The sequence below is a fragment of the Halopelagius fulvigenes genome (genome assembly GCF_055398025.1).
Genome location: NZ_AP043846.1, coordinates 998,667 through 1,022,050 on the forward strand (window position 1 = coordinate 998,667; position 23,384 = coordinate 1,022,050).

Annotated in this window: 31 protein-coding genes; 22 read left to right on the plus strand and 9 right to left on the minus strand. The window is 68.6% G+C overall.

The genetic code is table 11. The annotated features are described in order from the left end of the window. The first annotated feature begins 193 nt into the window (after positions 1-193). The 9 genes from ACZ522_RS09710 (at position 194) to ACZ522_RS09750 (ending at position 7,123) form a co-directional block, all read left to right on the plus strand. On the plus strand, positions 194-1,036 hold the full coding sequence (locus tag ACZ522_RS09710; protein ID WP_379692564.1) for a DUF6517 family protein: 843 nt from the start codon (positions 194-196) through the stop codon (positions 1,034-1,036). Between the two features lie 56 nt (positions 1,037-1,092). Beyond that, the gene (locus ACZ522_RS09715) at positions 1,093-1,902 is read left to right on the plus strand and encodes an SDR family NAD(P)-dependent oxidoreductase (protein ID WP_379692563.1); all 810 of its coding nucleotides are present in this window, start codon (positions 1,093-1,095) and stop codon (positions 1,900-1,902) included. Positions 1,903-2,074: 172 nt separating this feature from the next. Beyond that, positions 2,075-3,304: a translation initiation factor IF-2 subunit gamma gene (locus ACZ522_RS09720; protein ID WP_379692561.1), complete on the plus strand. Its 1,230-nt coding sequence runs from the start codon at positions 2,075-2,077 to the stop codon at positions 3,302-3,304. A 49-nt stretch (positions 3,305-3,353) separates the two neighbouring features. Further along, positions 3,354-3,722 (plus strand): PIN domain-containing protein, encoded by a 369-nt coding sequence (locus tag ACZ522_RS09725; RefSeq protein WP_379692559.1) that lies wholly within the window; start codon positions 3,354-3,356, stop codon positions 3,720-3,722. A 7-nt stretch (positions 3,723-3,729) separates the two neighbouring features. Next, positions 3,730-4,308 (plus strand): DNA-directed RNA polymerase, encoded by a 579-nt coding sequence (locus ACZ522_RS09730; protein ID WP_379692558.1) that lies wholly within the window; start codon positions 3,730-3,732, stop codon positions 4,306-4,308. Then, entirely contained in the window at positions 4,309-4,506 is a 198-nt protein-coding gene (gene spt4 / locus ACZ522_RS09735) for a transcription elongation factor subunit Spt4 (protein ID WP_379692557.1), read from the plus strand. It abuts the gene before it with no gap. A 14-nt stretch (positions 4,507-4,520) separates the two neighbouring features. After that, on the plus strand, positions 4,521-5,057 hold the full coding sequence (locus ACZ522_RS09740; RefSeq protein WP_379692556.1) for a GTP-dependent dephospho-CoA kinase family protein: 537 nt from the start codon (positions 4,521-4,523) through the stop codon (positions 5,055-5,057). A gap of 115 nt (positions 5,058-5,172) precedes the next feature. Then, a complete protein-coding gene (locus tag ACZ522_RS09745) occupies positions 5,173-5,490 on the plus strand; it encodes a 30S ribosomal protein S24e (RefSeq protein ID WP_092531616.1) in 318 nt (105 codons plus the stop codon). Between the two features lie 40 nt (positions 5,491-5,530). Then, on the plus strand, positions 5,531-7,123 hold the full coding sequence (locus tag ACZ522_RS09750) for a bifunctional N(6)-L-threonylcarbamoyladenine synthase/serine/threonine protein kinase (protein ID WP_379692554.1): 1,593 nt from the start codon (positions 5,531-5,533) through the stop codon (positions 7,121-7,123). A 21-nt stretch (positions 7,124-7,144) separates the two neighbouring features. Here the strand turns inward: ACZ522_RS09750 and ACZ522_RS09755 are convergent, their stop codons facing one another. Further along, positions 7,145-7,531: a DUF7344 domain-containing protein gene (locus ACZ522_RS09755; RefSeq protein WP_379692553.1), complete on the minus strand. Its 387-nt coding sequence runs from the start codon at positions 7,529-7,531 to the stop codon at positions 7,145-7,147. A gap of 165 nt (positions 7,532-7,696) precedes the next feature. Between ACZ522_RS09755 and ACZ522_RS09760 the strand changes: the two genes are divergently transcribed. The 5 genes from ACZ522_RS09760 to ACZ522_RS09780 all read left to right on the plus strand — a co-directional run bounded on the left by ACZ522_RS09760 (position 7,697) and on the right by ACZ522_RS09780 (position 10,562). Then, on the plus strand, positions 7,697-8,509 hold the full coding sequence (locus tag ACZ522_RS09760; protein WP_379692552.1) for a TrmB family transcriptional regulator: 813 nt from the start codon (positions 7,697-7,699) through the stop codon (positions 8,507-8,509). Positions 8,510-8,628: 119 nt separating this feature from the next. Next, positions 8,629-8,910 (plus strand): DUF5808 domain-containing protein, encoded by a 282-nt coding sequence (locus ACZ522_RS09765; RefSeq protein WP_379692551.1) that lies wholly within the window; start codon positions 8,629-8,631, stop codon positions 8,908-8,910. A gap of 50 nt (positions 8,911-8,960) precedes the next feature. Continuing rightward, entirely contained in the window at positions 8,961-9,596 is a 636-nt protein-coding gene (locus tag ACZ522_RS09770; RefSeq protein WP_379692549.1) for a non-canonical purine NTP pyrophosphatase, read from the plus strand. A 240-nt stretch (positions 9,597-9,836) separates the two neighbouring features. Then, positions 9,837-10,079, plus strand: coding sequence for a hypothetical protein (locus ACZ522_RS09775; protein ID WP_379692548.1), 243 nt, complete (start codon positions 9,837-9,839; stop codon positions 10,077-10,079). Between the two features lie 27 nt (positions 10,080-10,106). Next, positions 10,107-10,562, plus strand: coding sequence for a hypothetical protein (locus ACZ522_RS09780; protein ID WP_379692547.1), 456 nt, complete (start codon positions 10,107-10,109; stop codon positions 10,560-10,562). 34 nt (positions 10,563-10,596) lie between these two features. Here ACZ522_RS09780 and ACZ522_RS09785 read toward each other — a convergent pair whose 3' ends face one another. Together ACZ522_RS09785 and ACZ522_RS09790 are read right to left on the minus strand one after the other, a co-directional pair. Then, a complete protein-coding gene (locus ACZ522_RS09785; RefSeq protein WP_379692546.1) occupies positions 10,597-11,214 on the minus strand; it encodes a DUF7384 family protein in 618 nt (205 codons plus the stop codon). 52 nt (positions 11,215-11,266) lie between these two features. Next, complete coding sequence (locus ACZ522_RS09790; RefSeq protein WP_379692544.1) at positions 11,267-12,352, minus strand: putative sulfate/molybdate transporter; 1,086 nt, start codon at positions 12,350-12,352, stop codon at positions 11,267-11,269. Between the two features lie 133 nt (positions 12,353-12,485). Between ACZ522_RS09790 and ACZ522_RS09795 the strand changes: the two genes are divergently transcribed. From ACZ522_RS09795 to ACZ522_RS09810, 4 genes are read left to right on the plus strand one after another with little or no spacing between them, the layout of a single operon-like run. Next, positions 12,486-13,511 (plus strand): ABC transporter substrate-binding protein, encoded by a 1,026-nt coding sequence (locus tag ACZ522_RS09795; RefSeq protein WP_379692543.1) that lies wholly within the window; start codon positions 12,486-12,488, stop codon positions 13,509-13,511. 24 nt (positions 13,512-13,535) lie between these two features. After that, a complete protein-coding gene (locus ACZ522_RS09800) occupies positions 13,536-14,285 on the plus strand; it encodes an ABC transporter permease (protein WP_379692542.1) in 750 nt (249 codons plus the stop codon). Continuing rightward, on the plus strand, positions 14,282-15,127 hold the full coding sequence (locus ACZ522_RS09805) for an amino acid ABC transporter ATP-binding protein (protein ID WP_379692540.1): 846 nt from the start codon (positions 14,282-14,284) through the stop codon (positions 15,125-15,127). The genes ACZ522_RS09800 and ACZ522_RS09805 overlap by 4 nt, the downstream gene beginning before the upstream one ends. Positions 15,128-15,180: 53 nt before the next feature. Further along, positions 15,181-15,972 (plus strand): TOBE domain-containing protein, encoded by a 792-nt coding sequence (locus ACZ522_RS09810; protein ID WP_379694512.1) that lies wholly within the window; start codon positions 15,181-15,183, stop codon positions 15,970-15,972. A gap of 9 nt (positions 15,973-15,981) precedes the next feature. On the opposite strand, the gene ACZ522_RS09815 is transcribed toward ACZ522_RS09810, so the two are convergent. The 3 genes from ACZ522_RS09815 to ACZ522_RS09825 form a co-directional block, all read right to left on the minus strand. Then, positions 15,982-16,860 (minus strand): dihydrodipicolinate synthase family protein, encoded by an 879-nt coding sequence (locus ACZ522_RS09815; protein ID WP_379692539.1) that lies wholly within the window; start codon positions 16,858-16,860, stop codon positions 15,982-15,984. Between the two features lie 255 nt (positions 16,861-17,115). Further along, positions 17,116-17,772 carry a potassium channel family protein gene (locus ACZ522_RS09820; RefSeq protein ID WP_379692537.1) on the minus strand — a complete coding sequence of 219 codons (657 nt, stop codon included), beginning with the start codon at positions 17,770-17,772 and terminating at the stop codon, positions 17,116-17,118. A 50-nt stretch (positions 17,773-17,822) separates the two neighbouring features. After that, the gene (locus ACZ522_RS09825) at positions 17,823-18,452 is read right to left on the minus strand and encodes a DUF2238 domain-containing protein (protein ID WP_379692535.1); all 630 of its coding nucleotides are present in this window, start codon (positions 18,450-18,452) and stop codon (positions 17,823-17,825) included. A 99-nt stretch (positions 18,453-18,551) separates the two neighbouring features. On the opposite strand from ACZ522_RS09825, the gene ACZ522_RS09830 reads away from it, so the two are divergent. After that, entirely contained in the window at positions 18,552-19,175 is a 624-nt protein-coding gene (locus ACZ522_RS09830) for a metal-dependent hydrolase (RefSeq protein WP_379692534.1), read from the plus strand. 29 nt (positions 19,176-19,204) lie between these two features. On the opposite strand, the gene ACZ522_RS09835 is transcribed toward ACZ522_RS09830, so the two are convergent. Further along, the gene (locus tag ACZ522_RS09835; protein ID WP_379692532.1) at positions 19,205-19,567 is read right to left on the minus strand and encodes a hypothetical protein; all 363 of its coding nucleotides are present in this window, start codon (positions 19,565-19,567) and stop codon (positions 19,205-19,207) included. 5 nt (positions 19,568-19,572) lie between these two features. After that, complete coding sequence (locus ACZ522_RS09840) at positions 19,573-19,800, minus strand: hypothetical protein (protein ID WP_379692531.1); 228 nt, start codon at positions 19,798-19,800, stop codon at positions 19,573-19,575. A 348-nt stretch (positions 19,801-20,148) separates the two neighbouring features. Here ACZ522_RS09840 and ACZ522_RS09845 point away from each other — a divergent pair, with 348 nt between their 5' ends. Continuing rightward, a complete protein-coding gene (locus ACZ522_RS09845) occupies positions 20,149-20,778 on the plus strand; it encodes a twin-arginine translocation signal domain-containing protein (RefSeq protein WP_379692529.1) in 630 nt (209 codons plus the stop codon). A gap of 44 nt (positions 20,779-20,822) precedes the next feature. On the opposite strand, the gene ACZ522_RS09850 is transcribed toward ACZ522_RS09845, so the two are convergent. After that, positions 20,823-22,196: an oxidoreductase gene (locus ACZ522_RS09850; protein ID WP_379692527.1), complete on the minus strand. Its 1,374-nt coding sequence runs from the start codon at positions 22,194-22,196 to the stop codon at positions 20,823-20,825. Positions 22,197-22,328: 132 nt separating this feature from the next. Between ACZ522_RS09850 and ACZ522_RS09855 the strand changes: the two genes are divergently transcribed. Further along, a complete protein-coding gene (locus ACZ522_RS09855; RefSeq protein ID WP_379692526.1) occupies positions 22,329-22,520 on the plus strand; it encodes a hypothetical protein in 192 nt (63 codons plus the stop codon). Then, positions 22,517-23,359 carry a beta-keto acid cleavage family enzyme gene (locus ACZ522_RS09860; RefSeq protein ID WP_379692525.1) on the plus strand — a complete coding sequence of 281 codons (843 nt, stop codon included), beginning with the start codon at positions 22,517-22,519 and terminating at the stop codon, positions 23,357-23,359. The genes ACZ522_RS09855 and ACZ522_RS09860 overlap by 4 nt, the downstream gene beginning before the upstream one ends. Positions 23,360-23,384: the final 25 nt, after the last annotated feature.

A 23,384-nucleotide genomic window follows, 5' to 3' on the forward strand; every position in this document is an offset into this window, starting at 1 on the left:
CGGCGAGGGAGCGAAACGGGGGAGGCGGACGGGGGTCAGGCGAACGCTCCGACGGTAGACACTTCCAGAACGGGCGTTCGACGTCCGAGCGAAATCCGGGGCGTCGTCGGAGCGAGGGGGTTGCAATCGCGCGGTACATGTTAGATACCAGAAGATAACTACTTTTGTGAATACGCCCCACCCCCGACGACGGATGCACCCCGGAAACGAACGAAGTGAGACCGACAGAAGCGGGAACGAGGGGAGAGAGGGATGGAGCAGACGGGCGTACCTCGGCGTCGCGGCCGCCGCGGGCGCGTCTGCGCTCGCCGGATGTAGCGGGCAGGGGGCGACGGTGAGCGCCGCGCGGCGGCCGCCGAAGGTCCCCGAGAGGCGACTCGACGAGGGCGGGTGGGAACGGACGGACGACGCGACGGAGGACCCGGCGTTCGAGCAGTCCGTCGGGCCGGTGACGCTCACCGCCGCCACGCGGACGCTCCTCTACGAGGACGCGGCGCTTCGGACGAAGATAGCCGACAAGACGCTGGGGCGCGCGGACGCGCAACTCGCGACGTTCTTCGCCACGCGGGCGACGTTCGACCCCGACATCACGAGTCTCCCGGCGGGCGCGGGCCGCCAGCGACTCCTCGACAGGGTCGAAGCGCAGTCCCGGCGGACGTTCCGGTCGCGCCTGAAGCAGGCGGGCCTCGCGGACGTGACGCAGACCGGCGAGGAGACGATGCAGGTGGCGTCGGGCGCGGAGGCGCGCCTGACTAACTTCGAGGCGGCGTACGCGTTCGACGGCTTCTCGGTCGGCTTGGGCGACGAGGAGATAACCATCGAGGGCGGGGAGATAACCGTCGCGGGGCACCTCGCGGCGTGGATAGGGAACGACTCCGTCCTCGTGACGGGCGGAGCCTACCCCGACGAGAACTTCGCGCGGGAGGTGACGAAGACGCCCTCGGAGGCGATATCGCTCACCGTGGATGTGGACCTCGGACTGAAGCCGAAGACGTACCGCGACGAACTGTTCGACCTGATGAAGCGGGTTCGGTAGTCGCCGCGTCGAGAGGAGCTACTCGCCTTTTGCGTCGGGTTCTCCTAGCGGCGGCGATGCCAATCACAGACGGAATCCGTACGACGGAGTCGGTCCGCGAACGGTCGAGCGTCGCCGACGAGACGGTCGTCGTGACCGGCGCGTCCAGCGGTATCGGGCGCGCCATCGCGGAGACGTTCGTCGCCGACGGCGCGGACGTGGTCATCTGCTCTCGAACGCGGGCGGACGTCGAGGCCGTCGCCGAGGAACTGAACGCGGCCGACCGCCCCGGGTCGGTCTTCCCCGTCGAGTGCGACGTGACCGACCGAGGCTCGGTGGCGGCGTTCGCCGACGCGACCGTCGAGGAGTTCGGCGGCGTGGACGTCCTCGTGAACAACGCGGGCGGGGCGGGCTCCGGCGACCCCCTCCACGAGGTCGGTCCCGACGACTGGGACGGCGTCGTCGAGGTGAACCTCACCGGGACGTACAACGTCACCCGCGCGTTCGCCGACGCACTCCGGGAGGGCGGCGGCGCGGTCGTCAACACGTCGAGCATGGCCGGTCGCTACGGCGTCGCGGGGATGGGCCCCTACAGCGCCGCGAAGGCGGGCGTGAGCGCGCTCACGCGAACGCTCGCCGTCGAGTGGGCCGGCGACGACGTTCGCGTGAACGCCGTCGAACCCGGCTTCATCGCGACGCCGGCGGTGCGGGAGTGGCTCGGAATCGAGGAGATGCCGGAGCGAGACCCGGTGGACAGGACGGTCGGCACGCCCGACGAGGTGGCCGACACCGTCCGCTTCCTCGCCAGCGACGCCGCCTCGTTCGTCACCGGACAGACCCTCTCGCCGACCGGCCCGCCGAACACCTTCGAACCGCCGGCGGACTAATCACGCCGGGCCGCCTAGTCGTCTTCGAACAGTGTTCGGGGGAGGGACGACTCCCTCTCCTGCGGGAAGTTCACACGACACGGGCCGCAGAGCGTCCGCCCCGCGACTATAACAGCAACTTTATCAGGCGCTCGGGGCGAAACTTCCCCAAGATTACTTCAGGAGGTCAATGGTGACGCAAAATCCACAACAACCGGAGGTGAACATCGGACTCGTCGGTCACGTAGACCACGGCAAGACGACGCTCGTGCAGGCGTTGTCGGGTTCGTGGACCGACCAGCACTCGGAGGAGATGAAGCGCGGCATCTCCATCCGACTCGGGTACGCGGACGCGACGTTCCGCCGAATTCCCGGGACAGACGAACCGGAGTGCTACACGGTCGAGGAGACCGACGAGGAAGGCAACGAGACGGAAATACTGCGAACGGTGTCGTTCGTGGACGCGCCGGGTCACGAGACCCTGATGGCGACGATGCTGTCGGGCGCGGCCATCATGGACGGCGCGGTGCTCGTGGTGTCGGCCACGGAGGACGTGCCGCAGGCGCAGACGGAAGAGCACCTGATGGCGCTCGACATCATCGGCATCGACAACATCGTCATCGCGCAGAACAAGGTCGACCTCGTCGACCGCGAACGGGCAGTCGAGAACTACGAGCAGATACAGGAGTTCGTGAAGGGAACGGTCGCCGAGGACGCCCCCATCGTCCCGACCAGCGCCCAGCAAGGCGTCAACGTTGACCTCCTCATCCAGACCATCGAAGAGGAGATTCCCACGCCCGACCGCGACGAGGGCGAGGGCGCGCAGATGTTTACGGCGCGGTCGTTCGACATCAACCGCCCGGGCACGACGTGGGAGGACCTCTCCGGCGGCGTCATCGGCGGATCCGTCGTCACCGGCAAACTGACCGAGGGCGACGAACTCGAACTCCGCCCGGGGCGCGAAGTCGAAGAGGGCGGCCAGACCGAGTGGCGGCCCATCACGACCGACATCCGTTCGCTGCAGGCGGGCGGCCAGATGGTGGACGAAGTCCGCCCCGGCGGCCTCTGCGGCGTCGGGACGGGTCTCGACCCGAGTCTCACGAAGGGCGACGCCCTCGCGGGGCAGGTCGCCGGCGAACCCGGGTCCCTGCCGCCGACGCGCGAGGAGTTCACGATGGACGTCGAACTCCTCGACCGCGTGGTCGGCGAGGACGAGGACACGGTCGAGGAGATTTCGACCGGCGAACCCCTCATGCTCACCGTCGGCACGGCCACCACGGTCGGTGCCGTCACGAGTGCGCGAAGCGGCGAGGCGGAAGTATCGCTGAAGCGACCCGTCTGCGCCCAGTCGGGCGCGAAGATAGCCATCAACCGCCGGGTCGGCGCGCGGTGGCGACTCATCGGCATCGGGACGCTGAAGTGACGAGGAGAGACGCGACACGAACCCAGAGGAAGACGTGACGACGGTAATCATGGACACGAACGCGCTGATGATGCCGGTCGAACTCGACGTGCGACTGTTCGAGGAACTCGACCGGGTACTCGCCGCCGACCTCGACCTCGTCGTCCCCCGTGCAGTCACGGTGGAGTTGGAGAAACTCTCCCGCGGGGGCGGCACAGAGGGCGTGGCGGCCAGCGTGGGCGCCGACCTCGCCGCGGAACGGTGTCGCGTCGTCGAAACCGACGCATCGTACGCCGACGACGCGGTCGTCGAACTCGCCTTCGGCGAGTGCGACTACGTCGTCACGAACGACAAGCCCCTTCGGGACCGACTGCTCGAACGCGGCGTTCGAGTAATCGGTATAAGGGGTCGGGACAAACTCGAAATAACGGAACCATAGCCATACGATGTACAAACGGGTACGACTCAAGGACACGGTCGAGGTCCCGCCGGAGCATCTCGCTGACGTGACCCCCAATCGGGTCAAGCGACTCCTGCAGGATAAACTCGAAGGACGGATGGACGAAGATGTGGGCAGCGTCGTGAGCGTCGTGAACGTCCACGACATCGGCGAAGGGACGGTCCTCCCGGGCCGCGCCGGCGTCTACTACGAAGCGGAGTTCGACGCCATCACGTACGACCCAAGCATGCAGGAGGTCGTAGACGGCGAAGTCGTCGAAGTCGTGGAGTTCGGCGCGTTCGTCGGAATCGGTCCGGTGGACGGACTGCTACACGTCTCGCAGATATCGGACGAGTACCTCGCCTACGACGGCGAGAACCAGCAGTTGGCCTCCACGGAGTCGGGGCGGACGCTCGGCGTCGGCGACTCGGTTCGGGTCCGAATCGTCACGAAGAGCATCGACGAGCGGAACCCCCGCGACTCGAAGATCGGCCTCACGGCCAAACAGCCGGGACTCGGCAAGCACGGCTGGCTCGAAGAGGACCGCCAGAAGAGCGAGGCCGCCACCGGCGCGGAGGGGAGCTAGATGGCGAAGCCGCGTCTCGCCTGCCGCGAGTGCCACTACATCAACGACCCGGACGCGAACGTCTGCGAGAGTTGCGGCGCGACCACCCTCACGGAGGACTGGGCGGGGTACGTCGTCATCACCCACCCCGAGGAGAGCGAGATAGCCGAGGAGATGAACGTGAACGAACCCGGCGGCTACGCGCTGAAGGTCCGCTGACGCCAGCGTAAGACATGCTCAGACTGCCTCGCGACCTCCGCGGCGCGTTCAAGGAGCCGTTCGGACCGGTCTATCGGCGCGCCGACCGTCTGCTCGACGACGCCGGCGACCCGATAATCGCCGTCGGAGACGTCGTCACCTACCACCTCCGCGAGGCCGGACGCGTGCCGGACGTGGCCGTCGTGGACGGGCAGACGAAGCGCGAGGCGATAGACGAGGAGATTCGCCGCGCCATCGCCGCCCCGGACGACGGCATCGACGCCGCGAACGAGGCCGGGACCATCGGCGAGGAACTTCTCACGGCGCTCGCCACCGCACTCGCAGAGTACGACGACCCGGTCACCATCGTCGTCGAGGGCGAGGAGGACTTGGCGACGCTTCCGGCCGTCGTCGCCGCGCCCCTCGGCGCGAGCGTCGTCTACGGGCAACCCGACGAGGGGATGGTCCTCGTCTCCGTCACCGAGGAGGCGAAACTGGAGATGCGGACGCTGTTGCGCCGGATGGAGGGCGACGCCGACGCCGCCCTCGACGTACTGGGCGTCGAACCGTAACGGAGGCGGCGCGGCGGAATCGCCGCCCGGCGGGCGAAATCGAGTCGCCGAGGCGTCCGTTCGTCCCTTCGAAATCCTTTTACTTGCATCGGGAGCATTTTAACCCAACTGAACCATGGAAATCGAAGTCATCTCCGAAGACGAGAACCCGATGCTACACCGGAGCGACGTTCGCTTCGAGATAGTGCACGAGGAAGCCTCGCCGTCCCGGCTGTCGGTCCGCGACAGTCTCGCGGCGAAGCTGAACAAGGACTCCGACGAAGTCGTCGTCCACGAACTCGACACGAAGTTCGGCATGCGCAAGACCGTCGGCTACGCGAAGGTCTACGACTCGCCCGACTTCGCGCGCGACGTCGAACAGGACTACATGCTCGACCGGAACAAGATCGCCGCCGACACCGAAGAGGTCGAGGCGGAGGCCGAAGAGGCCTAACTCTCGGTCGAACGGACTCTAACCGGTCTTCGAATTCTCGATGCGAGTTCTCGGAATAGAGGGTACCGCGTGGGCCGCCAGCGCCGCCTTGTTCGATAGCGAGGCCGACGAGGTGTTCATCGAATCGGACCCCTACCAACCCGATAGCGGCGGCATCCACCCGCGCGAGGCCGCAGAGCACATGGGCGATGCGATTCCGGCAGTCGTCGAGACGGTCCTCGACCGGGCGGCGGAGACGGCCGAGGGCGAGGGAGCCGACATCGACGCCGTCGCCTTCTCGCGCGGACCAGGCCTCGGCCCGTGTCTCCGCATCGTCGGCACCGCCGCGCGCGCCCTCGCGCAGACGTTGGACGTGCCCCTCGTCGGCGTCAACCACATGGTGGCGCACCTCGAAATCGGCCGCCACCAGTCGGGGTTCGACTCGCCGGTCTGTCTGAACGCCTCGGGCGCGAACGCGCACCTGTTGGGCTACCACAACGGCCGGTACCGCGTCCTCGGCGAGACGATGGACACCGGCGTCGGCAACGCCATCGACAAGTTCACCCGCCACGTCGGGTGGTCCCACCCCGGCGGCCCGAAGGTCGAACGCGCTGCGAGGGACGGCGAGTTCCACGAACTGCCGTACGTCGTCAAGGGGATGGACTTCTCCTTCTCCGGCATCATGAGCGCCGCCAAGCAGGCGGCGGACGACGGCGTGCCCGTCGAGGACATCTGCGCGGGCCTGCAGGAGACCATCTTCGGGATGCTCGCGGAGGTGGCCGAACGCGCCCTCTCTCTGACGGGGACGGACGAACTCGTCCTCGGCGGCGGCGTCGGGCAGAACGAACGCCTCCGCGAGATGCTCGAAGCGATGTGCGAGCAACGCGGCGCGGAGTTTTACGCGCCGGAACCGCGGTTCCTCCGCGACAACGCCGGGATGATAGCCGTCCTCGGCGCGAAGATGTACGAGGCGGGCGACACCCTCCCGATCCCGGAGTCCTCGGTGGATCCGAACTTCCGACCCGACCAGGTGCCGGTGACGTGGCGCGGCGACGAGGAGTCCGTCGCGCGCGACCCGACGATCGGCGGGGAGGTTCGCGGCGCGGAGGCGACGGTCACCATCGACTCGGACCGCGTCGTCAAGCGCCGCGTCTCGAAGGCGTACCGCCACCCCGAGTTGGACGACAGACTCCGGCGGAAGCGAACCGTCGCCGAGGCGCGCCTCACCAGCGAAGCGCGGCGCGTCGGCGTCCCGACGCCCGTCGTCCGCGACGTGGACCCCGCGGAGGGCGTCATCGTCTTCGACCGGGTGGGCGAGTCGGACCTCGCGGGGAACCTCACGGCCGACCGGTGTCGGACCGTCGGCGAACACCTCGCTCGTATCCACCGGGCGGGGTTCGTCCACGGCGACCCGACGACGCGGAACGCCCGCGTCGGCGAGCGGACGTACCTCATCGACTTCGGCCTCGGATACCACACCGGTCACGTCGAGGACCACGCGATGGACCTCCACGTCTTCGGCCAGAGCGTCGAGGGGACGGCGGCGGAACCGGAACCCCTGCTCCGGGCGTTCGAGGAGGGGTACGGGAGCGAGGGCGACGACGAAGTGCTCGCCCGCCTTCGCGAGATAGAGGGTCGCGGGCGGTATCAGTAGCCTCCGACCCGTTCGACTCGTTCAGTACTCGTCTGCGTCGGCCGAACGCACGAGCGACGCTAGCTCTTCGAGGTGCGTCGGGGTCACCGTCCTCCCCTCGGCGTCGTACGTGATGGCTCCCGCGTCCGCCAGCCTCGGGAGGTGGTTGTGGTGGAGGGTCGCGACGGTTTCCTCGGTGCGTCCCATCGGCGTCTCCCCCGACTTCTCGGTGCGTTCCGGTACCGTGCCGTCGGACTCCTCGGTGCGTTCTCGCGCCGTTACCTCGGCGGCGAGTTCGGACAGCGAGATTCGAGACTCCCGGTCGGCCAAGAACGAAACGACGTGGCGGCGGCGGCGACTGCTCAGGAGTGCGAAGACGGTGTCGGAAAACTGTACGCTAGCGGGGCGTGATCGAGTTGTATCATCCATCTACTATTGTCACCAACGTTGCCGCATCTGCCGATATCCGCTCGACTACAGCCCGATATGTCCGTCACGCAGTTAGCGCGTTTGACACTCCTGGAGGTACAACTGGACTGTTGTTCCTCGGGGAACACCCTTCAAGTCATACCCGTCGGTGAACTGAACTCCGACATGGACGACGCTGAGGCCGCGGTAGACGCACTGGAGCAACTCGGACTGACCGAGTACGAAGCGCGGTGTTTCGTCGCGCTCACGCGACTCCCGCACGCGACGGCCAAAGAGGTGGGACAGGTGGCCGATATCCCCCGGTCGCGTGTGTACGGCACGATGGACCGCCTCCGGCAACGGGGGTTGGTGGAGGTGCAGGAGGGGGAACCGCGGACGTTCCAGAGCGTGTCGATAGACACCGCCGTCCGAGTGCTTCGGAAGGAGTACGAATCGAACTTCGAGACGGTGGAGCGGACGCTCCGCCGGATGGAGCCGATATACAAGGAGGCCCAACAGGCCGTCTGGGCGCTCAGCACGCACGAACAGGTCACGGAGCGCGTCATCGACCTGGTGGACAACGCGGAGCGCGAAATCGTCCTGATCGTGTTGGGCGAGTCGCTTCTCGGCGACGAACTCCTCGCGTACCTCGAAGAGGCCGCGGAACGAGGGGTCAGCATCAACATCGGTACGGTCGTCGAACCCATCTACGAGCGTATCGAGGACGCCGGGTTCAACGCCGACGTGTTCACCACCGACCTGATAGAGTGGTTCCACGCCATGAGCGGTTCCCCGCACATCGGGCGACTGCTGATGGTCGACCGAGGGCCGGTGTTGGTGAGCGCGCTTCACGACGAGCGACTCCCGGGGGTGCCCAACGAGACGGCGGCGTGGAGCGACGGTATCAACCACGGGATAGCGACGTTCACGGAACGGGTGCTGACCTACGAGTTGCAGGAGAGCGTCGGAGAGGCGTACCGGCCGGACGACGACGAGTAATCGCCCCGCGCGGCCCGTCGTAAACCGGTGGGCGCTTTCTCGAATTCCGACTCGGCCTCGGGTGCACCGTCCGAGAGCACACCAAAACGATTTATCAGCCGCCCGCCTAATCGTGTAGTATGGCAGACAAACCCCAGAGCGGTGAAATCCTCGGAATTCCGTACAACTTCGAACGACCGTCCATGGGCCGGATGCTCTCGTCGTACTGGCAACCCGGCAAGGGGATGCTCGTGAAGAAGCCGTTCGGAATCGGGTACACCCTGAACCTCGCCAACTGGCGGTCGTGGGTCGCGCTGGTCGTCGTGGGCGCACTCCTCTGGCAGGAGCGTTCCTCGGGCGGGGACACCGTGGCCACGATGGACGACGACGGCCCCGTCGAAGTCATCGTGGACGACGACTGAACGGCGGACACCGACGCCTCTTTCTCTCGACCCGCCCGACGTTCGAGCGGATGCTCCGATACGTCACGACGAATCCGGGGAAGGTCCGCGAGGCGCTAGAGTACCTCGACGAAGTCGAGCAGTTGGACTACGACTACACCGAGGTGCAGGGTTCGGACCTCGGCCCCATCGCGGCGCACGGCGCGCGCGAGGCCTACCGGCACGCGGGCGAACCCGTCCTCGTGGACGACGCCGGCCTGTTCATCGACGGCTTCGAGGGCTTTCCCGGCCCGTACTCCTCGTACGTCGAGGAGACGCTGGGCGTCGAGGCGGTGTACCGACTCGCCGAACGGGAACTGGACGAACCGCGCCGCGCGGCGTTCAAGTGCACGCTCGCGTACTGCGACGGCGAGGAGTTCGAGGCGAGTCCCGATCCGATAGACCGGGACGACCGAACCGTCGCGGCGGCCCACGGCGCGGAACGGGACGAAGAGGAGACGGAACCGCTCCCCGTGCGGATATTCGAGGGGACCGTTCGCGGGCGCATCGTCCCGCCGCGCGGCGACGGCGGATTCGGCTACGACCCCATCTTCGAACACGACGGGACGACGTTCGCCGAGATGGACGCCGAGGAGAAGAACGCCGTCTCGCACCGCGGGCGGGCGTTGGCGAAGTTCGGAGAGTGGTACTCGGAACGAACGAAGTGAGTGACGAGTACCTCGTGAGACTCGCTACGCTCGCCTCACGGTAGGTACGCCGAACGCTAGTGAGGCGTGTCTCGCCGGGCGCGAAGCGTCCGGCGGCGGTCCCGTGAGGGAGCGGAGCGACCGAACGGGAGTCTGAGAAGCGAACCACGTCGAACGAACACGGAGTCCGACCCGCCCCGCCTCACCCACCTGGCAGGAACACTCTCGATTTATTACCGTTCGCTCGCACGTCGTACTCGTATGCCCCGCTACGCAGCGACCACCGACGCCGCCATCAACGGGGTCGTCGGCCTCGTCCTCCTCTCGGTCGGAAGCGCCGTCGCGCCCCTCATCTTCACCTCGTTCGACCCGTGGATGTCCGCCCTCCCGGCGTTTCTCGTCTGGTGCGTCTTCGCGTACTACGCGATGAACCAGTTTGCCCACGGAATCTACACGGTCGTCGAGGAGGCGACGGAGGCGACGAATCGCCATTCAACAAAGTGATAACGCCCCTCGTCAGAGACGACTCCAATGGGAACGAACCGATGGGAACGACCGACTAGACGGCGCTTTTTGGCGTCGATAGGCGTCGCCGCCGCCGGCGTCTCGGCCGGGTGTTCGGCCGGGGGCGGCGTCGGCGACGCGTCGTCGGACGAGCAGTCGTCCGGCGGAACGCTCGCAGTCCGCGTGACGAACCGAACCGAGACGGCCCAGACCGTCTCGGTGACCGTCAGAGACTGGGACGAGAACGTGGTCGACCGAGTCGAGGAGGCGTCGGTGCCGCCGAGCGTCGAGAGCGAAGTGTTCCGCGCCGACTACGACGGAACGTGGTACAGCGTCGAAGTGCGGGGCGACGAGTGGGAGACGAACGAGTGGTGGAAGCCAAAACTCTGCCGGTCGTACGCGTTCGCCATGACGCTCGAAACGGTGGCCGGCGTCCCGTCCGTCCGCACGAACGACGCCTGTTCGATTTCGGCGAACGAGTGAGACTCGTCCGTCTGCGCGGCCGGGCGCGGGCGACTCACTCCCGCGGGTCGCGGTCCGGGCCGGGGTAGTCGCCCCCGACGACTTCTTCGTGGAGGCTCTCCGCGTCGAACAGCGTCGCGAACGCGCGGGGGTGGTGGACGCTCACCGGGAACTGACCGCCGAGCGTCGCGCCCGCCTTCGAGGAGAGCAACCGGTCGTCGAACGAGAGGACGTGCATCGCGCCGCCGCGGTACGCCGACCCGAGGGCGGGGTGGTCGTCCGCCGGGTGCGAGACGGGTTCGCGCCCCTGTTCGACCCGTTCGCGCCAGTCGGCCGCGAGCGATTCGTCGCCGAGCGATTCGACGACCGCTTGGGCGTCGTCCAGAAGGGGGTCGCTGGCGACGAGCGTCGTCCACGAGTGGCGGCGGAGGGCGTCCAACGCCTCGCGCGAATCGTCGTCGCCGAACAGGTCGGCCGCGAGGACGTCCGCGTCGGCGACGACGCGGGCGGGACTCCGTTCGACGTCCTCCGGGTCGGGGACGTCGGCGGTTCGGCCCGCGTCCGCACTCTCGTCGTCGTCGCCCTCCCGGCGCGCGTCGAGTGCCTCGCGCGCGTCGTCGGCCGTCCGTTCGAACGACGCCGCACGGTCGAACAAGGCGGTCCACGATTCCATAGACCGGCGTTCGGTCCGCGGACGGAAGGGCGGTTCGGTCGGTCGGAATCGCTTACGCCGACCCGAACCGGTCGAGGAGTCGGTCCGCTGCCGCGCCGACGAGGAACGCCGCGCCGACGTTCGTCAGGAGGCCGACGACGCCGACGGCGGCGACGAGGAGCAGACGGTCGCTCCGGGCGGCGGCGCGGCCGAGGTGCCACGCGACGAGGACGAGGAGGACGCCGAGGACGGCGGTGGGGAAGGCGGTCACGACGCCCGCGACGCAGGCGGCCGCGAGGTAGAGAGCGCCGAGGACGACGTTCGCGCCGCCGGTCCGCGCGCCGAAGGCGTGCTTCCCAGCGAGTCCGCCGCTTCCGTGGCACATCGGCAGGCCGCCGAACGGAACCGCCGCGAGGCACATCGCGCCCATGCTCCCGGCGAGTCGGTCCGGCGGCACGTCGGCGTCGAACAGGTCCGAACAGAGCAGAGAGGTGGCAACGGCGGCGTTTCCGGCGGTCATCGCCAGTTGGCCCGCCGTCGCCTCCGCCGCGCCGAGCGTCGGCGTCGGAGCGGTCGGAAACGCGGCGAGGGACGGGAGCGTCGGGGAGACGCCACCCGCGGCGACGGCGGCGAGAACCGCACCGCCCCCGAGGACGAGGAGCGATGAGAGGCGGGCGCGCCCGGCGATTGCGGCGAGGACGACGACGCCGACGGACGCGGCGGCCAGCGTCGGGTCGCCGACGGCGAGTTCGACGCCGGTGCGCGCGAGGAGGAGAGCCACGGCGAGTTGGACGCCGCGAACCGCCGCCTCGCCGACGAGCGACTCGATTCGGCCGAGGACGCGGAGGCGGGCGGCGACGACGAGGGCGACGCCCGCCAGCAGTCCGGCGGCGACGAGTTCGCCCGCGGTTATCGTCCCCGCGATGGCGAGTCCGACGAGCGCTTTCATCGGTTCCACCGAGAGCGGAAGTCCGTACGCGAGGCCCCAGACGAGTTGGAAGACGCCGAACCAAAGCAGTACGCTAGCGACGGAGAAGGGCGTGAGCGCTCCGAGGGCGACGACGAGGGGGAGCACCGTCACCGAGTCGCCGAGCGCACCCGCCACTTCCCCGGCGTCGAGGCGGAGCGAACGCCCGGCGCGAACGTCGGCGAGGGCCATCGGCGAGTCGGTGGTCGAGAACGAACTTGAACGTTTTCGGTAACTACGACCGGGAAAAGAGGGGAAAGTAGTAACCACCGGCGGTTACGTACCGAGGAGTACCTTTATTTCGAGCGCACCCATCGTTGTTCCCATGTCGATACAACGGCGGCGGTTCCTCCAGGCGGCGGGCGTCGGAACGGTCCTCGGCCTCAGCGGATGCGCGGGCGAGGAGGGCGGTTCGACGGCGACACAGGGGGACGCCGGAACGCGGGAGCAAGTCGAGAGTGAGGGGTCCGGCGGCGGGTCCGACGACATGCAGTTGACGCTGGCGACGACGACCAGCACGTACGACACGGGGCTTCTCGGCGAGTTGAACGCGGCGTTCGAGGAGCGATTCGGCGCGACCGTCAAGACGATACCGCAGGGGACGGGCGCGGCCATCGAGACGGCGCGCAACGGCGACGCGGACGTCATCCTCGTCCACGCCCGGGGCGCGGAGGACACGTTCCTGCGGGACGGGTTCGGCGTCAACCGCCGGGACGTGATGTTCAACGACTTCGTCATCGTCGGCCCGAGGGACGACCCCGCGGGAATCAACGGCACGTCCTCGGCGACGGAGGCGTTCGCCACCATCGCGGAGACGCAATCGACGTTCGTCTCCCGCGGCGACGACTCCGGGACGAACAAGAAGGAACTGACCATCTGGGCGGAGTCCGGCGTCGAACCGTCGGGCACGTGGTACCGCGAGATAGGAAAGGGGATGGGAGACACGCTGGTGCAGGCGAGTCAGTCCGGCGCGTACACCCTCGCAGACCGGGGGACGTACCTCTCGATGAAAAAGGAGGTGAACCTCGCTATCCACGTGCAGGGACCCCTGAAGGACGGGCCGACCATCCTCAAGAACCCCTACGGCGTCATCCCGGTGAACCCCGCGACGTACGGCGACGTGAACTACCAACTCGCGATGGCGTACGTCGGCTTCCTCACGGGGCCACAGGGACAGAACCTGATAGACGGCTACACCGCCAACGGGTCGCAGTTGTTCTTCCCGAACGCCCTCTCGAAGGAGCCGAACTTCGCGCAGTACGTGCCCGAAGGATGGGACGGGTCGAACCCCTCGAAGGAGGATATCGCGTTCAAATCGTGGGTGGACCGGCGCGTCCCCGAGGACTTTTAGTCCGACCGGGAGGGAGAGATACCCGTGTTCCTCGGCGGCGCGTTGGGCGAGTTGAACGTGCAGTACCTCGTCAGCATCACGCTCGTCTCCCTGTACGTCAGCACCGCGGCCGTCCTCGTCAGCACCGCCGTCAGCCTCCCCGCGGCCGTCGCCGTCGCGTTCGGCGACTTCCGCGGGAAGTCGCTTCTCACCTCGCTCATCTCGACGGGGATGGGCTTTCCGAGCGTCGTCGTCGGGTTGGTGGTCCTGTTGGCCCTCTCGAACTCCGGCCCCCTCGGCGACTTCGGACTGCTGTTCACCCCGCAGGCGATGATCATCTCTCAGACCATCCTCGCGACGCCCGTCGTCCTCAGCGTGTCGCTCTCCGCCGTCGAAGGCGTCTCCGCGGACCTGCGCGACGCAGCCTTCGCCGCCGGCGGGACGAAGGCGGACGTTGGACTGGCGGTCCTCAGCGAGGCCAGATACGGCATCGTCACCGCCGTCCTCGCGGGGTACGGGCGCGCCATCAGCGAGGTGGGGTCGGTGCTCATCGTCGGCGGCAACATCGTCTTCTCCGACCAGACGTCGTTCACGCGGACGCTGACGACGGCCATCACCGTCGAAGCCCGGAAGGGTAACATCGAGACGGGCATCGCACTCGGCGCGATACTGCTCGCTCTCGTCCTCGGCGTGAACGCACTCGGCGCGCGGTTCCGCGACCGGACGTCCGGCGGGGCGGCGTCGCAGGGGCGACAGTCGCGCGGGCCCGCCGGAAGCGGCGGAGGTGAGCGATGACCGACGCCGCGCGGACGGCCCGGAAATCCGACCGCACGCGCCGAAACGGCGAGCACGCCGCCGAACGCGGCGGAACGCGCCTCGCGGCCGAGGGCGTGACCCACGGGTTCGGCGAGGGACCGGTGTTCGAGTCGGTGGACCTGACGGTCGAACCCGGCGAAGTGCTGGCGGTCGTCGGCCCGTCGGGGACGGGGAAGACGACGCTGCTCCGACTGTTGGCGTGCTTTCACCCGCCGGACGAGGGCGTCGTCAGCGCCGACGGAACCGACGTGTGGTCGCTCTCGGAGGCCGACCGGTTGGCCGTCCGCCGCCGCGTCGGCATGGTGTTTCAGGTGCGGAGCCTCTTTTCGACGACCGCCGCCGAGAACGCCGCTTACGGCCTGCGCGTGCGCGAATCGTGGACCGACCGCCTCCGGACGGCGGCGCGGCGCGCCCTCGGATTCGAAACGACGCCGACGGCCGCGAGAGAAGCGCTCTCGACCGTCGGGATGGCCGACAAAGCCGGGAGGCGCGCCGCGTCGCTCTCCGGCGGCGAGGCCCAACGCGTCGCCATCGCGCGCGCCCTCGCGCCCGACCCGGACGTGCTACTCTTGGACGAACCCACGTCGAACCTCGACCCGCGGAACACCGCGCTCGTCGAGGAAGCCGTCGAGGCGGCCAGAGAGCGCGGTATCGGCGTCGCCATCGCGACGCACGACATGCAGCAAGCCCGGCGCGTGTCCGACCGCACCGCGGTACTCCTCGACGGGTCGATAGTCGAGTGCGGGCCGACCGACCGCGTCTTCGAGTCGCCCGACGACGAGCGAACCCGGAAGTTCGTCGCGGGCGAACTCGTCTACTGAGCGTCTGACTCGCGTACCGATTTTTACCGCCGGGGCGCGTCCGACCGCGTATGGTGGACGACTGGTTCGAGGCGTACCTCGACGCGGACGGCGTCAGCTTCGACGACGACGACGCCGCCCTCCTGCGCGCCGTCGCCGAGACGGGGTCCGTCAGCGGTGCCGCCTCCTCGCTCGGCCGTTCGCGCCCCCGGTGTCTCGCGCGACTCCGCGAACTCGAAGGCGCGTTGGGGTCGCTGGTCGAACGCCGCCGCGGCGGGTCCGACGGCGGCGGCAGCGAACTCACCGCGACCGGACGCGAACTGTTGGCGCGGTTCGACCGACTCCACGCCGCCCTCTCCGGCACCGCGGGCGTCCCCGAGACGGTGACGCCCGGTACCGTCGCCGGCGTCGAGGGCGAACTGTGCGACGTGGAGACGGCGGCGGGACCGGTCCGAACGCTGGGCGAGAAAGCGGCGCGCGAACCGGGGCGACGGGTCCAAGTGAGCGTCAGAGCCGACGCCGTCACCCTCCACGCGCCGGGCGACTCGCCCGCGCCCGACTCGACCAGCGCGCGGAACCGCCTCGACGGGTCGGTGACGGCCCTCGAACGCGGCGACGCCGTCGTCCGCGTCGCGGTGGACGTCGGGTTCGAGGAACCGTTGCGGGCGCTCGTCACCGCCGACAGCGCCGACCGACTCGGACTCGAACCCGGCGCGGGCGTCGTCGCGTCGTGGAAGGCGACGGCGACGCGGGCGACGGCGGTGGCGGCGTCGGCGGGAGACGAGGGTGGAGACGAGAGCGGCGGAGAGAGCGGAGAAGAGGGCGGAGAGAGCGACGCGGACGCCGCCGAACTCGACTGCGCGTGACCCGGACGCTCAGTCGTCCGCGTCTCGCCCGGCGGCGACGGCGAGTTCTTCGAGGTGCGACCGAACGTCCTCGGACACCGGTCGGAGCGGCCTTCTGACGGTTCCGGCGGGCGCGCCGCGCGCCCGCATCGCGGCCTTCAACCCGGGGACGCCGAACCGGTCGGTGACGGCGCGGTTCAGATCGACGAGCGACGCGTTCAGTCGACGGGCCACCTTCTCGTCGCCGTCGCGGTGTCTCTCGTACACCTCGACGGCCGCCTCGGGGGCGACGTTGGCGAGGCCAAGGACGCCCCCGTCCGCGCCCGCGCCGAGGGCCTGTGCGAAGACGCCGCCGGCCCCGACCAACAGGTCGAAGTCGTCGTCGCGCGTCGCGCGGCGTTCGCGGATGAACCGGTCGATGTCGCCGCTCGAGTCTTTCATGCCCGCGATGTTCGGGTATGAGGCGAGGCGTCCGACGAGTTCGGGCGAGAGCGCTACGCCCGTGTGCGTCGGAACGCTGTAGAGGTAGACGGGGATGTCCGCCTCGTCCGCCACGTCGCGGTAGTACGCTTCGAGTTCGTCCTCGTCGTGGGGGTAGTAGAACGGCGTGACGACGAGGGCAGCGTCCGCGCCCGCCGCCGCGGCGTCTGCGGTGGCCCGCACCGTCTCCTCGTAGCCGGGGTGGCCCGTGCCCGCGAGAACCGGCACGTCAGACTCCGAGACGACGATCTCTATCACGCGGGCGCGTTCCTCGGCGGACATGAACTCCGCCTCGCTACTCGACCCGCAGGGGGCGATGAAATCGACGCCGCGGGCCTCCACCCAGCGGACGAGTTCGCGGAGTGCGCGTTCGTCGAGCGTTCCGTCCTCCTCGAAGGGCGTCGCCAACGGGGGTCCGGTTCCGTGCACGGTCGCAATGGGGCCGGCGCGCGGATGTAGTTTGTCGCAGAAGACGCGGGGCACTCGTCCGTCTGACACGGATTTAAGGCGGGTCGTTGCCGATACTTTTTCGGGCGCGCACGACGGCCTCAGTTCCCATCCTCCCGACGCGCGCCCGGCACACCCACCGCCGCGGCACCTCCCGATGCCGCGGCGGGCGGCGCACTCTCCCCCCCACGGCGCCGTCATCGCTCCCGTTCCCCCGTTACTCCCGTCGAGAAGTCCTCACCCGCCCAGCAACGCCGTTCGAACGCCATCTAGGGCGTCCCGTTCCGTCACGAGTGCGAGTTGGTCGCCCGCCTCGATTTTCGTGCCCGGGAGCGGAATCGTCATCGCCTCCCGCGCGCGTCCGTGAGCGTAGACGATGCCGTCCTCTCCGAGGTCGACGTCCGCGACTTTCTCTCCGACGACGGGGGAGTCCTCGGGTATCGTCACCGTCGAGAGGCGGAGTTGCTCCGTCAGGTCGCCGATGGCGTTGAAGTTGCCGCCGAGGAGGGCCGTCTTCGCGCCCGCCGCGCCGAGTCGTTCGGGGTAGACGACGTCGTCCACGTCGTCGGCGTACTGCTCGTATATCTCCTGCCGGTAGTCCTCGCTGATTCGCATCACGGTCCGACACCCGAACTCCGCGCCGACCATGCACGCCGCGAAGTTGACGTTGGGGTCGCCGGTGAGTCCGCCGACGGCGGTGGCGTCCTCGATGCCCGCGCGTCGGAGGACGGATTCGTTGCTCCCGTCGCCCTCGACGACTTCGAAGCCGGCCTCCCGGGCGCGTTCGATCTTCGTCTCGTTGTTCTCTATGACGACTACGTCGTGTCCCTCCTCGTTCAACACTCGGGCGGTGCGGGCGCCGACTCGACCGTACCCGACGATAACGAACCTCATGGGAGTACCTGACGACCGCGGAGGGTAAAAGCTTGAACGGCGTCGCGGGGTCAGCCCGCGCGGGCCTCCTCGATTCGCTGGTGGGCGCTGTCCACCACCGCAGCGAGCGTCTCCGTGCCGAACAGGCCGACGAGAACCGCGCCCACCGTGTCGAAGAGGAGGTCCACGATGGTGTCGTCCAACCCGTACTGGACGAGAACCGCCTCCATCCCGACGGCGTCGGCGGCGAGGCGGGCGAAGAACTCCAGCACCTCCCAGAAGACGCCGAACGCGAGGGTGAACGTGACGATGAACACGAACATGAACCGCCGGGGAAGGTGGACGGCGTCGCTGTACCGGTCCACCGAGCGCGCGGTGGCGTATCCGACGCCCGCGACGATGGTCGCAGAGAGCGTGTGCGTCACGTGGTCGTACCACCCCACGCCGTCGTAGAGGCCCAACATCCCCACCGCGTGGAGGAAGACCGCGAGCGTTATCCACAGCGTCAGGCCGGGCGAGAGGCGGATGCCCCAGTCTCGGCTCAGGACGGAGGGGAGGAGCGTCACCGCGAGGCCGAACACGCCGTTGACGGCGACGCTGACGTTGCGTGCGAGGACGCCGGCGACGAAGATGCCGACGATGGCGACCTGCATCGCGCGAACGGCGTGGCGGGCGGGGAGGGACCGTCGCCGAGCGTTCATGACTCACCGTACGAGCGAAGTGGGATAAACGGCTATGGTGTCAGCGTGCTAACTAGTGACACGACAGGGTTTTTCCCTCGTTTCCCCTACGTGACGGCGATGATGGCAACAACGCACGCCCTCGCAGGGGTCGTGCTCGCCGTCGTCTTCGCCGCGTTCTTCCCGGAAACCGCGGCGGGGACGGTTCCGATACCGGTCGTAGCCGCGGCGCTGGGCGGCGTGTTCCCCGACTTCGACCTGTACGTCGCGCACCGAAAGACGCTGCACTTTCCGGTGTACTTCAGCATGCTCGCGGCGCCGGCACTCGCCGTCGCCCTCCTCGTTCCGACGACGCTGACGCTGTCGGTGGCGCTGTTCTTCGCCGCGGCGGCGCTTCACTCGGCGATGGACGCCCTCGGCGGCGGACTCGAACTCAAGCCGTGGCTCGGCACGTCCGACCGCGCCGTCTACAGCCACTACCACGGCCGGTGGATTCCGCCGCGGCGGTGGATCCGCTACGACGGCGCGCCGGAGGACTTGGCCGCCGCCGTCCTGTTCGCCGCGCCGACGCTGTACGCGTTCGACGGCTACGTCCAGACGGGCGTCCTCGTCGCCCTCGGCATCTCCGCGGCGTACGTCGTCCTCCGGAAGCCGATGGTGACGGCAGCCGAACGCATCGTCGCTGCGCTTCCGGCGGGCGTGTTGGCGTACGTGCCGAACCGGTTCGTCGAGGACTTCCGCTGAGCGCCGACGGATTTTTCGAGAAACAGAGATTACCGGACGCCGCGCAGTTCGCGGACGGCGGCCGTCAGCACGCCGTCGACGTAGATTCGAGTCCGCTCCTCGCCCGCGAGTCGTTCGAGGCGGCCGCTCTCGACGCCCGCGCCGATGCGGGCGACTATCGCCCGGCGGACGCGGACGACGACGGTGACGCCCGCGTCCGCCAACCTGTTCCCCGAGTGGTCGAGTGGCGGCGGGAGGTCGCCGACGCGGCGCGCGATTCGGAGCGCCGACGCGAGCGACGGGGCGTCCACGTACACGTCGCCGAACGGCCCCGTGGACACCGCGGCCGTCTCGCCCTCGACGGTGAGCGTCAGGTCCGCTTCGACGCGGAGGACGTCCGATGCGTCGGACATCCCGATTAGTCGTTCGGCTCGGAGGTGCGGATTTTGATCGTCCCGTCGAGTTCCCAGTGGGCGTACTCAGCGTCGTCGCCGGTCTCGCTCGGAACGTCCACGGACATGTCCTCGAACTCGTACGTTATCTGCGCGCCGCGACCGGTGAGCCGGTCGTACAACCCGACGGCGAGTTCCGGCCACGTCGTCGTCTCCTCGATGCGGTCCGACGGCTGAGCGTCATCTGTACTCATGCGTACGCCGTATCGGAGACGACGCGGATAAGAAATTGGGCGGACATCCCAGAATATGGCGTTTCAGCCCCCGACACCGCTAATTTCACCAATTCGCCAATGTACGCGTTCGATACCAGAGTACGTTGACGGTGGCCAAAACAGGCATCGAACACATCCGGTTCGGAGGCGACGAGCGAGGACGGCGGCGCGGATTTCCGGGACGGTGCGAGGGCGTCTCGGTTCGTCCGCGCGACTCGACGCCGAGAGGCGGCGCGAGAACGCTTGCGAAAGTCTGCCGTCTTCTCTTTCCTCCAAGGAGCATCTTACCGTTACCCTCGGGGACGTTCCCTCGGGGAAGTGATACCGATGACTGACAACTACCTGTCGAACGACCAGTCGCGCCGCACGTTCATGCAAAAGGGAGCCGCCGCCTCGGGTGCCGTGGCGCTCGGCCTCGTCTCGTCGGGGTCCGTCGCCGCCCAAGAGGGTACCGGGACGCAGCAGGGGGGAACCGGCACCCAGGACGACGACGGCTTCACCGACGAGGGGTACAAGGCGCTCATCTTCGAGGACGACTTCCAACCGGCCGCCCGGTTCACGTTCGTCTCGGGCGTCATGGAGTGGGTGCCGAACTGGGCCGACATCCGCGACAGCGCGTGGTCCGAGTACAACACCTACCAGATACGGTGGCTCCACAACGGACAGGTCGATACGCTGTTCGTCTCCCAAGACGCGTCCGAGCAACTGCAGGAGTACGACCCGAACCTCGGCTTCATCCCGGACGAGGACGACGTCAACCAACCCTCCGTCTGGGAGATGAGTCGCGAGTGGGCTCCCTTCGGCGACAACGAGCAGCTCCAAGTGGTCAACTTCAGCGAAGTCAACGAGGAGGAGGAGAACGAAATCCTCCAAGAGGACGCCTGGTGGGACGACCAGAATCAGAGCGAGGGTCAAACGCAGACGCAGACCCAGACGCAGACCCAGACCCAGAATTAGAGCCGAGCGCCCGGTTGCTCGATCACCCCCGCTCTTTTCGCCGGTTACGCTCCTCGGTCGTCCGTCTCCGCGCTCTCGTAAGCGCCTTCCTTGCGGAGTTTCCCCGTCTCCTTCAGAACGCTCGGCGTCCGACAGACGCCGGGCGCGCCCGTCACCTGCGGGACGGTGCAGTTGTTGCAGTTCTCGCACGTCGCTTCCGCGTCGCCCTCCCGACTTCGGCCCGCCGCGTCGGTCTCGTCTCCCTCGGGTCGGAGGAACCGCGCGGCGATGCGAGGTTCCGCGTAGAACGGGCGGCCCATCCCCACCATGTCGCACCGCCCCGTAGCGAGGAGGCGGTCCATCTGCGTCCGCCGCCGGATGCCGCCCTCCGCCAGAACCGGGACGGAGACTGCCTCCTTCACGCGGGCGCAGAACGAGTCGTTCCACGCGGGGTCGAACGACTGGCTCCGGGCGTGGAGTCTGTGCGCGAGGGCGACGAGTCGCGGTCGGATCCGCCCGCCGAACGCCTCCCGGTAGCCCTCGCGGAACTGCGCGTCCGACCACGCGCGTTCGGGGTACTCGCCGCGAATCAGGCTCATGTCCCAGAAGACGGAGACTTCGACGGGCACGAGGGCGTCGAAGCCGACGGCCTCCAGTCGCCGGGCGATTCGGACGCCGTCCGCGACGGAGAGGCGGGACCGGACGAACGGCGGCGACGCCGTCTCGGCGGGCACCTTGGTCACGACGGGAACGTCGTCGCCAACTCGCTCTCGAATCTCCTCGTGGACGACTTCGAGAAAGCGGACTCGCTCCCCGAGGCTCCCGCCGAACTCGTCGTCGCGGGCGTTGTAGAACGGCGAGAGGAACTGCTGGACGATGCCCATGTTCGCGCCCGCGATGTGGACGCCGTCGTACCCCGCCGCCACCGCGTGTTCGGCGCACCGGCCGAAGTCCGCCGCCAGTTCGTACACCTCCTCGGTCGAGAGGACGCGCGCGTCGTAGGAGAGAACCCCCGCCGCGTCCAGCAGTTTCAGCGGCGTCGGAGGCGGCGAGACGGCGAGTTGCTCGGGCGCGGAACGCTCCTCCCGGTAGGCGGCGTGCCACGTTTCGAGGCTCCGAATCCCGCCGTGGTCGAGTTGGGCGAGTATCCGCGCGCCGTGGTCGTGAATCGCGTCCGTGAGGGGTCGCAGGCCGCGGACGAACTCCCGGTCGGCGAAACTCGTCATGTTCGGCGCGACGTGGCCGGTGTCCTCGCGGACGGGACTCGCGCCCTGACAGACGAGGCCGACGCCCGACGCCGCCGCGGGTTCGAGTTCCTCGCGGAGGACGTCCACCGCGTCCGGCCCCTCCCCGGCGCACTCCAAAAGCGGGGCGCGGTAGAGGCGGTTCGGAACGTCGAGCCCGGCGATGCTGATAGGGTCTTCGAGGGCGGGTGCCACACGGCACACTACTCGCAGAGCGGATTAAGCGTCCCGCCCGGACGCGCGGGCCGGACGCGGCGGTGACGGCGGCGTCACCGGGCGACGGCGACGCCCGCAAACCGTTAGTCCGCCGCGGAGAGACACTCGGCTATGACCTGCCCCTACCTCGCGTACCGCAGTTCGGCGGACGGCGAGGAATTCGACGCCGAACGGGCGTACTGCACCGCCGCCGGGCGGTTCGTCCAACCGATGCGCGCCGACATCTGCAACGACCGCTACGGGCTGAACCACGCCGAGCACTGCGAGATATTCCGCGCGCACGAGGCGGAGGACGAGTCGTGACGTACGAGTCGTACCTCGCGGGCGAACCCGTCGTCGTCACCGCGGCGTTGACGGGCGGCGTCCACGGGAAGGAGGCGAACTCGAACCTCCCGGAGACGCCCGAGGAGATAGGGAAGGCCGCCGCGGCGGCGGAGGCGGCGGGCGCGGCGGTGGTCCACCTCCACGCCCGGACGCCCAACGGGGAGCGGTCGTTCGCCACCGAGCGCTTTCAGGAGATAGACGACGCGGTGCGGCGGTACGCCGACGACGTGATTATCCAGCACTCGACGGGCGGAACGGGCGCGCCGGACGAGGACAGACACCTCCCCCTCCGGACGGACCCGCCGCCGGAGATGGCGTCGCTCGACATGGGGCCGCTGAACCGCTACGACCACCTGACCAGCGAGAACACGCGGGCGCTCGTCGATTCGCTCCACGAGGAGATGCGGGAGAGAGGAATCAAACCCGAACTGGAGGTGTTCAACGACGGCCACCTCAACGAGGTGTACGGCCTCTTAGAACGGCGAGAGCTCGCGGACCCGGTGTACGCGACGCTCATCTTCGGCGGCGGAACGCTCACGCGTCCGCGCCCGCGGAACTTCCTGAACGCAATCGACAACCTCCCGGACGGCGCGCAGTTCAACACGCTCGGGTTCGGCCCGCACCAGCTGCCGTTCGCGGCGATGGGCGTCGTGTTCGGCGGGCACGTCCGCGTCGGACTGGAGGACAACGTCTACTACCGCCGCGGCGAACTCGCGGAGAGCAACGCGCAACTCGTCGAGCGAACCGTCCGCGTCGCCGAGGAACTCGGCCGGGAGGTGGCGACGCCGTCGCAGGCGCGCGACGTCCTCGGACTGTGAGCGGGAACCTGCCCCAGATTCTATT